Genomic DNA, 14,918 nt, shown 5'->3' on the forward strand with positions numbered 1-14,918 from the left:
AATTGCGGGATCGCAACGCCGGGATCGTTGGCCGCAGCCTGGTTATTTCTTGCCGCCCCAGCGTTCCGGATAACCCGGCAGTTCCTGGCAGCCGCAAAGGCTGTAATGCAGCGGCGGCATGCGCTCGTCGACATATTTGGCCAGCACGTCTTCGGTAATCGCCGGCTGCGGCAGCACCCATTCAGGGCCGGGGACCTGCTTGCCGTCCAGCACGTCGAGTGCCGCGATGATGGCTGTGCGCCACTGATAGGTCGGGTAGGAAGGGCCGATCGCCGTCAGCTTTTCAGACTGCCATTTGCGCAGGAAGTCTTGCTGATCCTCGCCGCTGATCACCGGATAAGGAAGGCCGGCATCCTCGAAGGCTTCCAGCGCTGCCGTCGCGGTGTCGCCGGCGTCCATCCAGACCGCATCGATCTTCTCGCCGCGGTTGATGTAGTCCTCGACGATGGATTTGGTCTTGGCCCGATCGCTGCCGGTGAACTCAGAACCGACGACCTTGATGCCGGCTTCGTCGAAGATGTTCTTGGCCGCCGAATAGCGGGTTTCCAGCACGTCGACGCCCGGCATGATGCGCAGCGCCAGCACATTGGCGCCCTTTTGCAGCTTGCTGGCGATGAACTCGCCGGAGGTGATGCCGAAGCCATAGCCGCCCACCGGATGGATGTAGGTCACCGGGCACTGCGTGTTGACGCCGCGGTCGAAGACGATGACCGGAAGCTTGCCGCAGGCCGCCTCGACCGCCGGGGTGAGCGCCGCCGTCGTGTTGGGGGAGACGATCAGCGCATCGCATTTGCCGCCGCTGACCAGCGCTTCGATGTCGGAGATCTGCTTGTCGTCCTTTCCTTCGGCGTCGACGACGATCAGTTCCTTGAGGCGGTCCTTATGCAGTTCGGCCTCGGCGTTGAGGTTGTTGAGCCCAACGACGCGCCAGGGATTGAAGACGCCGGCGTTGGAGAAACAGATCGTGACCTGGCCGTCCTTCTTGTATTTCGCCGTGTCGACCATGCCATCGCCGAGATGCTGCGCCCAGGGCTGGCCTTCCGGCCCCTGCGGCTTCATCGAGAGCTGCTCGCGCTGCTTCTTGAACTCGGCCGGATCGTTGAAGTCCTGCGCCAGCGCCTGGCCGGCAAATGAGAGCGCGACGCTCGCCGCCAGAATTGTCCTGAGTTTCATTTTTCCTCCTCCACGAAGCCGGTTGCCCCGGCGGTTGCTGTTGAAAGTTCAGTTCCGCTTGCGGCTGCGCCACATGCTGGCGCCGACCGCAGCGATCAGGATCAACCCCTGGATGCTGTCGCGCAGGGCCTGCGGCAGTCCCAGGATGTTGAGCAAGGTGAAGAGCGCGAAAAGGCTGAGTGCCCCGAAGACAGCGCTCCAGATGGAACCGCGCCCACCGAGCAGTTGCGCGCCGCCGATGACGCAGGCAGCGATCGCCTGCAGCTCCAGCCCTTCCCCGGCATTGACCGAGACACCAGAAAAACCGCCGAGCAGGATACCGGCCGTGACGGCGGAGACTGCCGAAACCACGAAGGCGAGGATGCGTGTCACGGCAACCGGCGTGCCGGCCAGTTCAGCCGCTCGCGGATTGTCGCCGACAGCCAGCGCCCGCTTGCCGTAGACGGTGCCGTTCAGGCCCCACCAGGCGAGCGCTACGAAGCCGGCGATGACGACGACAGCCAGCGGCAGCGTGCCGATAACGGGAACGCCACGCCAGACGAGCCGGCCAAGATTGCGGAAATTGTCCGGCAGGTCACCGCGCGCCGCGCCACCAGACCAGGCCAGCGCCAGCCCATTGACGAGCAGCATGGTGCCGAGCGTGGTGATGATCGAGGGCACCTTGAGGAAGGCAACGACGAGACCGTTCACGAGGCCAACGGCGATGCCCATGACGTAGAGCGTGCCGATGACCGCCCAGGTGGCGTCCGGATCGCCATTGATCAGGATCGATGCGGCCAACACCACCAGGGTCGCCACGGCACCCATCGAGAGATCGAAGCCGCCCGTCAGGATGACGTAGAGCTGCCCGCAGGCGAGGATGAGCAGCGGCGCGGCCCGCCGCAGGAAATTCATGAAAAGGCCGGGCTCGAGATAGTTGGGCTGAAGCAGGGCAATGGCCGCATAGAGCACGACGAAGATCACCAGGCCGGCGTTGAGCGCGATGCCCGCGGCGCGACGGGACGAAGGGAGCGGAACGGTCGTCATGCGACATGCTCCTTCGTGCGAATCGCGTGCACAGCGACGGCGGCGATCACGATGGCGCCGCGCAGCACCTGCTTCAGGAAGGCATCGACGCCGAGCATGTTGAAGCCGGCATCGAGGCTCGCGAACAGCAGGACGCCGGCAAGCGTGCCAGCAACGCCGCCCTTGCCGCCGGCAAGGATCGTGCCCCCGATGACCGTGACGGCGATGGATTCAAGGTCATAGATCCCATCGCGGCCGATCCATGGTGTGCCGGATTGCAGCCGCGCGGCCAGATAGAGCCCCGACGCACCGGCAAACAGACTGGCGACGACATGGGCCGACAGGGTGACCCTTTCTGTCCGGATGCCGGCGAGCCTTGCGCCGTCGGGATTGCCGCCGACCGCATAGATACGCGCGCCGAACAGCGTGCGGTCGAGCACGAAGCCGGCCGCGAGTGACAGAACAGCCAGGAGCAGAAGGGAATAGGGGACGCCCAGCAGCCCACCATAGGCGATGACCTGGAACTCGCGCGCCACGGCGCCCTGAAGAACACCGAATGATGCGGCTAGCACGCCCTGGATGATGAGGCCGGTGCCGAGCGTCGCGATCAGCGGATTGATGCCGCCATAGGCAACGAGCGCGCCGTTGACGAGGCCGACCGCAAGGCAGAGGCCGAGGCAAATAAGAATGGCCGGCAGGATCATTGCGGGATCACCCTGCATGATATGCGAGGCGAGCACGGCGACGGCGCTGATGAGCGCGGCAACCGAAAGATCGATCGAGCCGACAAGGATCACGAAAGTCTGGCCGATCGACACCAGCCCCAAAGCCACCATGCGCTGGAGCAGGCCGACGATGCCCTGCCCGCTCAGTTGCGAGACTTCGCCGGTGGCCAGCGCAACCACGACGAAAAATCCGATGGAGAGCCCGGCAAGCAGGATCGAGATAGGCAGGCCCGATCGCGCCGGTCCAGGCTTTGCGGCGTCCGTCGTCATGCATGGACCTCGCGGTGCGGCTGGTCCGCAAGACCGAGGGCCAGATGCATGATGTCCTCCTCGCTCGCTCCTCTCGGCAGCTCGCCGGAGATGCGGCCCCGATGCATGACCAGGATGCGGTCGGCGACGCCGATCAATTCGGGCATGTCGGAAGAGACGACGACGATGCCGCGGCCGGAATCCGCAAAACTGCGCATCGTCTCGTAGATCGCCGCCTTGGCCGCGATGTCGATGCCGCGCGTCGGCTCGACGAAGACAAGGATGTCGGACGCCTGTGCCAGCCAGCGCACGATGATCGCCTTCTGCTGGTTTCCACCCGAAAGCGTGCCGATCTCCTGACCGAAATCCGCGGCGCGCACATCCATCTCGCGCAGCTTCCCGTCGATGACGTTTGATGCGAAGGCGCCGCCTTGCGGCCGCGCCAAAAGACCGGCCATGGAGCGCAGCGTCAGCAGCGCGTTGTCCCGCACGGACTGGTGCAGCGCGAGCCCTTCGCGCTTGCGGTCGCCCGGCAAGTAGCCGATCCCGGCAGCCGTCGCCTGCCGGGGCGCGCGCAAGGTGACGGGCTTGCCACGCAGCGTGATCGTGCCGCTGGAAAACGGCGCATCGCCGACCAGCGCTTGCGCCAGCGCGCCCTTGCCCGAATCTTCGAGTCCCGCCACGCCGACGATCTCGCCCGCGCGGACGGTAAAGGCGACATCCTGCACCGCGGCATTCGTTCCATCCTGGACAGCAAGCAGAGCCGCGCCGGGCGGGGACGATGGCGGGGCGGGATAGAAGTCGTCGAGATCGCGGCCAACCATCGCGCGCACGATCTCGCCGACGGGAGCGGCGTCGCGCGGGCGCGTCCAGACCTTCTTTCCGTCCTTGAGGATGGTGATGCGGTCGGCGATCGCCATGACCTCCGGCATGCGATGGGAGATGTAGACGATCGAAACGCCTTCGCGGCGAAGGTTCTGCACCAGCGTCAGGAGCGTGCGGCTGCCCCGCTCGTCCAGCGCCGCCGTGGGCTCGTCCATGACGATGATGCGCGCATCGAGGAGCAGCGCCTTGGCGATCTCGACGAGCTGCTGCATGGCGATGGAGAGCGAGGAGACCAGCGCCTGCGGATCGATCTCCGCGCCGATGCGGCCGAGGAGTTGCGCTGCTTTGCGCCGCATCGCAGCCTTGTCCAGCAGGCCGCGCCGCGCAATCTCGCGGCCCATGAAGATGTTCTCCGCCACGGTCCTGTGCGGCAGCAGGCTCAATTCCTGATGGATGATCGAGATACCGGCTTCCGCCGCCTGCCGGGGATGGGTGAAATGCACGGTGGTTCCGGCAAGCTGGATGGTGCCGGCATCCGGCCGGTAGCTGCCGCCGAGGATCTTCATCAATGTCGACTTGCCGGCGCCGTTCTCGCCGCAGATCGCATGGACCTCGCCGGGCAGGCAGTCGAAATCGACATTGTCCAGTGCGCGCACGCCCGGGAAGGCCTTGCTGATGCCGGACATGCTGAGGGCAGCGGTCATGCCAGCCGCTCTCCCGCTGCCGCCCATTCACGGCGGATGAAGGCGACGCTCTCTGCAAAGAGACTGTCGAGATCGTCGAAGAGATCACGCCAGACACGCGTCGCGCCGGCGAGCTCCGGCAGCGCGCGGCCGAAGGATTCCACGGTCAGCCAGCCATCGTAGCCACAGCGGCGCAGCGCATCGAAATGCGCGGCAAAGGGCACGTGGCCGGAACCGGGTACGCCACGGTCGTTTTCGGAGACATGGAAATGGTTGATCTCGCCGTGGTAGCGCTCGTAGGTGGCCGGCGGATCCTTCTCCTCGATGTTGGCGTGGAATGTGTCGAACATGTAGCCGTAGTTGGAGTGGTCGACCGCGCGGAAGATGGCCGATGCCTGGGCGATGGTCGACATCATGTAGCATTCGAAGCGGTTGACGGCTTCCGCCGAAATGCGGACGCCGGCAGGAGCAGCATATTCAGCCATGGCCCGCATCGCTTCCACGCAACGGTCGAACTCCGCGTCGGTCGGCCCCAAGCCGGTGAAGACGCCGACGGGCGAATGGATCGGCCCGGCAATGATCTCACCACCCATGGCAGCCGTGCAATCGACGATCCAGCGATGATGGTCGCGTGCCCTGGCACGGACAGTCGCATCGGGGCTGACGGGATTGGCCTCCGGCGTCGCAACCGCGGCGGCACCCGCCGTCAGGCCGATATCGGCGAGAAGCCGCCCGAGCGCCGCGTAATGTTCCGCCTTGCCGGAGAAGACCGGAACCTCCACTGCGTCATAGCCGAGCGCCTTCAGCCTTTCGAGCTGGCGCGCGTGCTGTGGGCCGATGTCGGCACCGATGACGAGCAGATTGAATGCGACTTTCAAGAATGTTCTCCCTCGCCGTGCAACCCCTCCCCTTCAGGCTGCCGCGACGCAAGACACAATGGCAGGCTTGACTCGGCAATTCTTGCGGACAACAACAGTGGTAAATTTCTTAAGTCATTTTGTGTTGGGAGGCGCGAAGTGAACAGACATGCGGTGATCTCACCGGGCGATTGCAGGCCCTCTGTGTTCCGGCAGCCAGACTCGGTCATGTATGCGGACAACTGCAAGGAATTGCAGGCCGCCGCCAGGAAAGGCGAAGTCGAACTGCATGCCTGGACGCGCGGCAGCTATCCCGGCATCTCTCTCGGCGAGCGCCTGCCGGGCATCCGCACCGTCGGCTTCTGGGATGCGCGCCATCGCCAATCCTGGGGACTCGGCCGGCATTGCAACGAAGGCTTCAAGATCGCCTATCTCGCGCGAGGCAGCCTCGATCTCGTCGTCGACGACAAGACCTATGCGCTCAAGCAGGGTCAGTTCATCGTCATTCGTCCCTGGCAGCTCCACGCGATCGGCAGCCCCAATGTCGGCCCGAGCCGACTGCTGTGGATCATCCTCGACGCCGGCCTGCGGCGGCCGAGCGAGACGCCCGATTGGCCCGACTGGCTCGTCTTCTCCAAGGCCGAGGCTACCCGGCTTGGCGATATCCTGACACAGAACAACCAGCCTGTCTGGGACGGCGGTGTCGAGCTTTGCCGCGCCTTCGAGGCCATCCCTTCGATCCTGCTCGACCGCAGCCCGGAGGACGGCGAGACGCGGCTGAAGGTGGCGATCAACGCCATGATGCTCAACCTGATCGACCGGATGGGCGAACAGGCGCCGACCCTCGATCCGGACCTGTCCACCTCGCAGCACACGGTTGCGATCTTCCTGCGCCGTCTCGCCTACGCGCTGGATGAGGATTGGTCGCTCGAAGGCATGGCCGAGGAATGCGGGCTCTCGCGCACCCGCTTTTCCGACTATTGCAAGAAGCTCACCAACATGGCGCCGCGCCAATATCTGCAGCATCTGAGACTTGAGAAGGCATCCAGCATGCTGCGCGAGCCGGAAAGAAACAGCGTGACGGAGATCGCGCTGACCTGCGGCTTCAATTCGAGCCAATATTTCTCGAACGCCTTCAAGAAACGCTACGGCGCCTCTCCCAGCAGCTCCCGATGACGACCGCTGCCAAGCGCGTGCTGCTCAGGACTGGGTATCGGGGCAATACCCTGCAAGAGCGCGCAACCGGCAGCTAAAATTCGCCTTCATCAAGCCGTGTCGTTCAGATTCTTATTGCAAACAATTCTCATTTGCATCAAAGCTCGAATGCAAATGAGAATTAGTCGCAACAAGGAGGCATTTATGCATGACGGAATGAGACGGTCGATCCTGGCCGCAACGATAGGAATGGCCGTCAGCGCCGTATTGGCGATCTCACCAGCCGCTGCGCAGGAGAAGTTCAAGGCCGTGACGACGTTCACCGTCATCGCCGACATGGCCAAGAATGTCGCCGGCGACGCCGCCATCGTGGAATCGATCACCAAGCCGGGCGCCGAGATCCACAACTATGCGCCGACGCCGGGCGACATCCAGCGCGCGCAGGGCGCAAAACTCATCCTGTGGAACGGCCTCAACCTCGAACTGTGGTTCGAGAAATTCTTCCAGAACCTGCATGACGTGCCGAGCGCCGTCGTTTCGGAAGGCGTCGAGCCGATGGGCATCGCGGAGGGTCCATACACCGGCAAACCCAATCCGCATGCCTGGATGTCACCGAAGAATGCACTGATCTATGTCGACAACATCCGCGACGCCTTCATCAAGAACGATCCGGCCAATGCCGACACCTACCGGGCCAATGCCGAGGCCTACAAGCAGAAGATCGAGGCAACGATCGCGCCGATCCGCCAGAAGCTCGAGGAGATCCCGCAGGACAAGCGCTGGCTGGTGTCGAGCGAAGGCGCCTTCAGCTATCTGGCGCGCGATTTCGGCATGCAGGAACTGTATCTGTGGCCGATCAATGCCGACCAGCAGGGAACGCCGCAGCAGGTCCGCAAAGTGATCGATGCCGTCAGGGCCAACGGGATCGTCGCAGTCTTCAGCGAAAGCACGGTTTCGGACAAGCCGGCGCGGCAGGTCGCCCGCGAGACGGGCGCCCATTACGGCGGCGTGCTCTATGTCGACTCGCTGAGCGACGCGGACGGTCCGGTGCCAACCTATATCGACCTGCTGCGCGTCACCTCCGATACGATACGGCAGGGTCTCGCCGAAGGCATCTCGCAATGACGGCTGGCTTCAAGGCTTTCGCTCAGCCCACTATGCCGGCCGGCATCTCGGTAAAGGACGCAACCGTAACCTATCGCAACGGGCTCACCGCGATGCACGATGCGAGCTTCGAGGTTCCGACCGGCACAATCACGGCGCTGGTCGGCGTCAACGGCTCGGGCAAGTCGACGCTGTTCAAGGCGATCATGGGCTTCGTGCGGCTGGCCACAGGCAGCATCCAGGTGCTGGGCATGCCTGTCGCCGAGGCGCTGCGCAAGAATCTGGTCGCCTATGTGCCGCAGGCCGAAGAAGTCGACTGGAACTTTCCGGTCCTGGTCGAGGACGTCGTCATGATGGGCCGTTACGGCCACATGAACCTGATGCGCATTCCGAAGGCGGCCGACCGCGAAGCGGTCTCGGCAGCCCTTGCCCGCGTCGGCATGTCGGATTTCCGCAAGCGCCAGATCGGCGAATTGTCGGGTGGGCAGAAGAAGCGGGTGTTCCTGGCGCGCGCGCTCGCTCAGGATGGCCGTGTCATCCTGCTCGACGAGCCGTTCACCGGCGTCGACGTCAAGACCGAGGACGCCATCATCGACCTGCTGCGCGCCCTGCGCGACGAGGGCCGCGTCATGCTGGTTTCCACCCACAATCTCGGCAGCGTGCCGGAATTCTGCGACCGCACCGTGCTTTTGAAGAACACCGTGCTTGCCTCGGGCCCGACCGCAGAGACCTTCACCCAGGCCAATCTGGAGAAGGCCTTCGGCGGCGTGCTGCGCCATTTCGTGCTTGGCGGCACGGGGCTGCATCAGGACGACGACCGCCGCCGGCTTGCCGTGATCACCGACGACGAACGCCCACTGGTCTTCTACGGCGAAAGCGGATCGATGCAGCAGAAGCTGCGGGAGGACAAGGAATGAGCGATCTGCTGCTCGAGCCTTTCGGCTATCAATACATGCTGAACGCCATGTGGGTGTCGGCGCTTGTCGGCGGCGTGTGCGCCTTCCTGTCCTGCTATCTCATGCTGAAAGGCTGGTCGCTGATCGGCGACGCGCTCTCGCATTCGATCGTGCCAGGCGTTGCCGGCGCCTACATGCTGGGACTGCCCTTCTCGATCGGCGCCTTCTTCTCCGGCGGCCTTGCCGCCGCCGCGATGCTCTTCCTCAACCAGCGCACCAAGCTGAAGGAGGACGCCATCATCGGTCTGATCTTCTCGTCCTTCTTCGGGCTTGGCCTGTTCATGGTGTCGCTGTCGCCGACCTCGGTGAACATCCAGACCATTGTGCTGGGCAACATCCTCGCCATCACGCCCGAGGACACGCTTCAGCTCGCCATCATCGGCTTTGTCTCGCTCGCCATCCTGCTGGTGAAGTGGAAGGACCTGATGGTCGTCTTCTTCGACGAGAACCACGCGCGCTCGATCGGCCTCAATCCGGCTGCGCTCAAGATCATGTTCTTCACATTGCTGTCGGCATCCACGGTTGCCGCGCTGCAGACCGTCGGCGCCTTCCTGGTGATCTGCATGGTTGTGACGCCGGGGGCCACTGCGTATCTCCTAACCGACCGCTTCCCGCGCCTGCTTCTCATCGCCGTGGTCATCGGGACAGCCACCAGCTTCGTCGGCGCCTATGCCAGCTACTTTCTCGACGGCGCCACCGGCGGCATCATCGTGGTGCTGCAGACACTGATCTTCCTCATCGCATTCTTCTTCGCGCCCAAGCACGGCATGCTGGCGGCGCGCCGCCGTGCCGCGCAGGCGTTGGAAAGGACGGCATGATCATGTTTGACGCCTTGTTCGCGCCTTTCCAGTTCGACTTCATGATCAACGCGATGGCGATTGCAGCGCTGGTCGCGATTCCGACCGCCCTGCTTTCCTGCTTCCTCGTGCTCAAGGGATGGTCGCTGATGGGCGACGCCATCAGCCACGCCGTCTTTCCGGGCGTGGTGGTCGCCTACATCGTCGGCCTGCCCTACGCGGTCGGCGCCTTTGCCGCCGGCATGATCTGCGCGCTCGCCACAGGCTTCCTCAAGGACAACAGCCGCATCAAGCAGGATACGGTGATGGGCATCGTCTTTTCCGGCATGTTCGGGCTCGGCCTGGTTCTCTACGTCAAGATCCAGTCCGAGGTTCATCTCGACCACATCCTGTTCGGCGACATATTGGGCATCGGCCTGCGCGACATCGTCGAGACGGCCGTGATCGCGACGATCACGACAGGCATCATAGCCTTCAAATGGCGCGATTTCCTGCTGCACGCCTTCGACCCGGCTCAGGCTCGGGCTGTCGGCTTGCGCGTCAGCCTGCTGCATTACGGCCTGCTCTGCCTGATTTCGCTGACCATCGTCGGCGCGCTGAAGGCGGTCGGCATCATCCTCGCCATCGCCATGCTGATCGCGCCAGGGGCCATCGCCTTCCTGCTGACGACGCGCTTCAGCGTGATGCTCTGGCTGTCGGTGGTGGTCGCGGTCGGTGCGTCGTTGCTCGGCGTCTACCTGTCCTTCTTCATCGACAGCGCGCCGGCGCCGACCATCGTGCTGCTGCTCACCGCGCTCTTCATCCTGGCCTTCCTCGCAGCCACGCTGAAAGCCACGTCAGCCAGCCATTCGGCCGGCTGACGAAGCCGGTAACAGCAGCCGCTATGTTCGGCTCCGGCCCCGTTTCAGGGGCCGCACATAGATCTCCAGCTTGTGGCTGACGATGGCGAAACCGTGCTTGCGGGCGATTTCCTCCTGCAGGCGCTCGATCTCCTCGGACTGGAACTCGATGACGCTGCCCGTCTCCACATTGATGAGATGATCGTGATGTTCGCGCGGCGTGGTCTCGTAGCGCGCGCGGCCGTCGCCGAACGTATGGCGCTCCAGGACGCCTTTCTCTCGCAGCAGGTTGACGGTGCGATAGACGGTCGCCAGCGAAATCGTCGGCTCGATCGCGGTGACGCGGCGATGCAGTTCGACGACGTCGGGGTGATCGCTGGAATCGAACAGAACCTGCATGATGATCCGACGGGGGCCGGTGAGCCTCAGGCCGAACTCCCTGCAAAGATCTGTAACGCTTTGTTCCAACCTGACGTTCTCCGCTTGCTTCGGCACTCAAGGGATTCGCTGTCCCCAGGGGCTTCCTATCTCAGATGCGTCGCATTCGCAAAAACATCGCCATGCCGCAAGAAGAGACGGAAGCAAGAAATCGGACGGTTTCGCTCGCCGCAGGATTGAAAGCCGCATATTGACATAAAGATGTCTTTATGTGAGTTACCTTGACAAGGTCGTTCCTGGAATGAAGAGTGTCGCAATATGTCTTCGGTCGGTGAACTCTTCGGCCCGCTGTCGTCGCGCCCCGACGGCTCGGAAATCCTCGCAGCGCTGAAGGCCGCCGCGCGCGAGCGCATCCTCGTGCTCGACGGCGCGATGGGAACGCAGATCCAGGGACTTGGCTTTAGCGAGGACCACTTCCGCGGCGACCGCTTCGGCGGTTGCGCCTGCCACCAGCAAGGCAACAACGACCTCTTGATCCTGTCCCAGCCCAAGGCCATCGAAGACATCCACTACGCCTACGCCAAGGCCGGTGCCGATATCGTCGAGACCAACACCTTCTCCTCCACATCGATCGCGCAGGCCGACTACGGCATGGAGGACATGGTCTACGAGCTCAATCGCGACGGCGCACGGCTGGTGCGGCGCGCACTGCGCCGAGCGGAACAGGAAGATGGCAGGCGCCGCTTCGTCGCCGGCGCGCTGGGTCCCACCAACCGCACCGCATCGATCTCACCGGACGTCAACAATCCGGGCTATCGCGCCGTCACCTTCGACGACCTGCGCCTCGCCTATGGCGAGCAGCTGCGCGGGCTGATCGACGGGGGTGCCGACATCATCCTGATCGAGACCATCTTCGACACGCTCAACGCCAAGGCCGCGATCTTCGCCTGCGAGGAGATCTATGCCGAGAAGGGCGTGCGGCTGCCGATCATGATCTCCGGCACCATAACCGATCTTTCCGGCCGCACGCTGTCCGGCCAGACGCCGACCGCGTTCTGGCATTCCGTGCGACACGCCCAACCCTTCACGATCGGCCTGAACTGCGCGCTGGGTGCTGCCGCGATGCGCCCGCATCTGGCGGAACTGTCGTCTGTGGCCGAGACCTTCACCTGCGCCTATCCGAATGCCGGCCTGCCGAATGCGTTCGGCCAATATGACGAAAGCCCCGAATTCATGGCCGCCCAGATCGAGGAGTTCGCACGGGAGGGACTGGTCAACATGGTTGGCGGCTGCTGCGGTTCGACGCCGGAGCACATCGCAGCGATCGCCGAAGCGGTTGCCCGGCACAAGCCACGCGCCGTCGCAAAACGGTCGTCGCAAATGCGCTTGTCCGGCCTGGAGCCGTTCACGCTCACCAAGGACATTCCTTTCGTCAATGTCGGCGAACGCACCAACGTCACCGGCTCGGCCAAGTTTAGGAAGCTGATCACCGCCGGCGACTATGCGGCCGCGCTCGACGTCGCCCGCGACCAGGTCGCCAATGGCGCGCAAATCATCGACATCAACATGGACGAGGGCCTGATCGACTCGCAAAAGGCGATGGTCGAATACCTCAATCTGATCGCCGCCGAGCCCGATATCGCCCGCGTGCCGGTGATGATCGATTCCTCGAAATGGGATGTCATCGAGGCCGGCCTCAAATGCGTACAGGGCAAGGCGATCGTCAATTCGATCTCGATGAAGGAAGGCGAAGAGGCCTTCCTGCAGCATGCCAGGCTGTGCCGCATGTATGGCGCCGCCGTCGTGGTGATGGCGTTCGACGAGGCCGGTCAGGCCGACACCCGCGCCCGCAAGGTCGAGATCTGCACCCGGGCCTACAGGCTTTTGACCGAACAGGCCGACTTCGCGCCGGAAGACATCATCTTCGACCCGAATGTCTTTGCCGTCGCCACCGGCATCGAGGAGCATGACAATTACGGTGTCGACTTCATCGAGGCGGCGGGCGAGATCACCAAGACATTGCCGCATGTCCATATCTCCGGCGGCATCTCCAACCTGTCCTTCTCCTTCCGCGGCAATGAGCCGGTGCGGGAGGCGATGCATGCCGTATTCCTCTACCACGCCATCCAGCGCGGCATGGACATGGGCATCGTCAATGCCGGACAGCTCGCCGTCTACGAATCGATCGATCCCGAGCTGCGCGAAGCCTGCGAGGACGTCGTGCTCAACCGCCAGCCGAAGGCGGGCGGCACCGCGACCGAACGCTTGCTCGAGATCGCCGAGCGCTTCAAGAGTCATGGCGCGAAAGAGAAACAAGAGAAGGACCTGGCTTGGCGTGATTGGCCAGTCGAGAAGCGGCTCGAACATGCGCTCGTCAACGGCATCACCGAATTCATCGTCGAGGACACGGAGGCCGCGCGCCAGGTGGCCGAACGGCCGCTGCATGTGATCGAAGGGCCGTTGATGGCTGGCATGAATGTCGTCGGCGACTTGTTCGGCGCCGGCAAGATGTTCCTGCCGCAGGTGGTGAAGTCGGCGCGCGTGATGAAACAGGCGGTCGCCGTGCTGCTGCCCTACATGGAAGCCGAAAAGGCAGCCAATGGCGGCGGCGAACGCCGGAGCGCCGGCAAGATCCTGATGGCCACCGTGAAGGGAGACGTCCACGACATCGGTAAGAACATTGTCGGCGTGGTGCTGGCCTGCAACAATTACGAGATCATCGACCTCGGCGTGATGGTGCCGGCGGCCAGGATCCTGGAGACGGCACGCAACGAAAAGGTCGACGTGATCGGTCTGTCCGGCCTCATCACCCCGTCATTGGACGAGATGGTGCATATGGCTTCGGAGATGGAGCGCGAAGGCTTCGACATTCCGCTCCTGATCGGCGGGGCAACGACCAGCCGCGTCCACACGGCGGTCAAGATCCACCCGCGCTACCAAAAGGGACAGGCGGTCTATGTCACCGACGCCAGCCGCGCGGTAGGGGTCGTCTCCAGCCTGTTGTCGCGCGATATGAAGGCAGGCTATATCGAGACGATCCAGGCGGAATACCGCAAGGTGACCGAAGCACATGAGCGCTCGGAGCGCGAAAAGCAGCGGCTGCCGCTGGCCAAGGCGCGCGCCAATGCGCACAAAGTCGACTGGGCCGGATACCAGCCGCCGAAACCGTCTTTCCTCGGAACCAGGGTATTCGAGACCTGGGACCTTGCCGAACTCGCCCGCTACATCGACTGGACGCCCTTCTTCCAGACCTGGGAGTTGAAAGGCCGCTTCCCGAAGATCCTCGAGGACGAGAAGCAGGGAGCGGCGGCACGCCAATTGTTCGACGACGCCCAGGCGATGCTGAAGAAGATCATCGACGAAAAATGGTTCGCGCCGAAAGCCGTCATCGGCTTCTGGCCCGCCAACAGCGTCGGCGACGATATCCGCCTGTATGCCGACGAGGCCCGGGAAACCGAACTCGCCACCTTCTTCACGCTGCGCCAGCAGCTGACCAAGCGCGACGGCAAGCCGAATGTCGCGCTTTCCGATTTCGTGGCGCCCCTGGACAGCGGCAGGCCGGACTATATCGGCGGCTTCGTGGTGACGGCGGGCATCGAGGAGGTGGCGATCGCCGAACGCTTCGAGCGCGCCAATGACGACTACAATTCGATCCTGGTCAAGGCGCTGGCCGACCGTTTCGCGGAAGCCTTCGCCGAGCGCATGCACGAAAAGGTGCGCAAGGAATATTGGGCCTACGCGGCCGACGAAGACCTCGCGCCCGACGACCTGATCGGCGAACCCTATCGCGGCATCCGCCCGGCACCAGGTTATCCCGCCCAGCCCGACCACACCGAGAAGGTGACATTGTTCAAGCTGCTGGATGCAGAAGAGCAGATCGGCGTGCGCCTGACCGAGAGCATGGCCATGTGGCCGGGCTCGTCTGTTTCAGGGCTCTATCTCGCACAGCCCGAGAGCTATTATTTCGGCGTCGCGAAAGTCGAACGCGATCAGGTCGAGGATTATGCGGATCGTAAGGGAATGACGGTCGCGGATGTCGAGCGCTGGCTTGGGCCGATCCTGAACTATGCGCCCTCAGCTCTCGCCGAAGCCGCGGAATGACAGAGTTCCTCGACGCGCACTCACTGGCGCCGTTGCGATCCTGCGGCCCGCGATCATCAACGTGCTTTGGA

The 14,918-nt window shown here is 63.6% G+C and carries 12 protein-coding genes; 6 read left to right on the forward strand and 6 right to left on the reverse strand.

The window, feature by feature from the left end:
• Positions 1 to 42: 42 nt before the first annotated feature.
• Genes L4923_RS21645 through L4923_RS21665 form a run of 5 tightly spaced genes read right to left on the reverse strand, consistent with a single transcriptional unit; the run spans position 43 to position 5,538 of the window.
• On the reverse strand, positions 43 to 1,173 hold the full coding sequence (locus L4923_RS21645) for a substrate-binding domain-containing protein (RefSeq protein ID WP_239368989.1): 1,131 nt from the start codon (positions 1,171 to 1,173) through the stop codon (positions 43 to 45).
• Between the two features lie 48 nt (positions 1,174 to 1,221).
• Positions 1,222 to 2,199: an ABC transporter permease gene (locus tag L4923_RS21650; RefSeq protein WP_239368991.1), complete on the reverse strand. Its 978-nt coding sequence runs from the start codon at positions 2,197 to 2,199 to the stop codon at positions 1,222 to 1,224.
• Positions 2,196 to 3,173, reverse strand: coding sequence for an ABC transporter permease (locus L4923_RS21655; RefSeq protein ID WP_239368993.1), 978 nt, complete (start codon positions 3,171 to 3,173; stop codon positions 2,196 to 2,198). The genes L4923_RS21650 and L4923_RS21655 overlap by 4 nt, the downstream gene beginning before the upstream one ends.
• Positions 3,170 to 4,681, reverse strand: a complete 1,512-nt coding sequence (locus L4923_RS21660; RefSeq protein ID WP_239368995.1) for a sugar ABC transporter ATP-binding protein — start codon at positions 4,679 to 4,681, stop codon at positions 3,170 to 3,172. Before L4923_RS21660 ends, L4923_RS21655 begins: the two co-directional genes overlap by 4 nt.
• Entirely contained in the window at positions 4,678 to 5,538 is an 861-nt protein-coding gene (locus tag L4923_RS21665; protein ID WP_239368997.1) for a sugar phosphate isomerase/epimerase family protein, read from the reverse strand. The genes L4923_RS21660 and L4923_RS21665 overlap by 4 nt, the downstream gene beginning before the upstream one ends.
• Positions 5,539 to 5,676: 138 nt before the next feature.
• Here L4923_RS21665 and L4923_RS21670 point away from each other — a divergent pair, with 138 nt between their 5' ends.
• From L4923_RS21670 to L4923_RS21690, 5 genes are all read left to right on the forward strand, one after another.
• Positions 5,677 to 6,693, forward strand: coding sequence for a helix-turn-helix domain-containing protein (locus tag L4923_RS21670; protein WP_239368999.1), 1,017 nt, complete (start codon positions 5,677 to 5,679; stop codon positions 6,691 to 6,693).
• Positions 6,694 to 6,876: 183 nt separating this feature from the next.
• Positions 6,877 to 7,797 (forward strand): metal ABC transporter substrate-binding protein, encoded by a 921-nt coding sequence (locus L4923_RS21675; protein WP_275448516.1) that lies wholly within the window; start codon positions 6,877 to 6,879, stop codon positions 7,795 to 7,797.
• Positions 7,794 to 8,693, forward strand: coding sequence for a manganese/iron ABC transporter ATP-binding protein (locus L4923_RS21680; protein ID WP_425530987.1), 900 nt, complete (start codon positions 7,794 to 7,796; stop codon positions 8,691 to 8,693). The genes L4923_RS21675 and L4923_RS21680 overlap by 4 nt, the downstream gene beginning before the upstream one ends.
• The gene (sitC, locus tag L4923_RS21685; protein ID WP_239369001.1) at positions 8,690 to 9,550 is read left to right on the forward strand and encodes an iron/manganese ABC transporter permease subunit SitC; all 861 of its coding nucleotides are present in this window, start codon (positions 8,690 to 8,692) and stop codon (positions 9,548 to 9,550) included. Before L4923_RS21680 ends, sitC begins: the two co-directional genes overlap by 4 nt.
• Positions 9,547 to 10,389, forward strand: coding sequence for a metal ABC transporter permease (locus L4923_RS21690; protein ID WP_239369003.1), 843 nt, complete (start codon positions 9,547 to 9,549; stop codon positions 10,387 to 10,389). Before sitC ends, L4923_RS21690 begins: the two co-directional genes overlap by 4 nt.
• 21 nt (positions 10,390 to 10,410) lie before the next feature.
• Here L4923_RS21690 and L4923_RS21695 read toward each other — a convergent pair whose 3' ends face one another.
• Complete coding sequence (locus L4923_RS21695; RefSeq protein ID WP_239369005.1) at positions 10,411 to 10,836, reverse strand: Fur family transcriptional regulator; 426 nt, start codon at positions 10,834 to 10,836, stop codon at positions 10,411 to 10,413.
• Between the two features lie 228 nt (positions 10,837 to 11,064).
• Here L4923_RS21695 and metH point away from each other — a divergent pair, with 228 nt between their 5' ends.
• Complete coding sequence (gene metH, locus L4923_RS21700) at positions 11,065 to 14,847, forward strand: methionine synthase (protein ID WP_239369007.1); 3,783 nt, start codon at positions 11,065 to 11,067, stop codon at positions 14,845 to 14,847.
• Positions 14,848 to 14,918: the final 71 nt, after the last annotated feature.

It is taken from the genome of Terribium retamae (genome assembly GCF_022347545.1).
In the GTDB taxonomy this organism is placed as follows: Bacteria; Pseudomonadota; Alphaproteobacteria; order Rhizobiales; family Rhizobiaceae; genus Mesorhizobium; species Mesorhizobium retamae.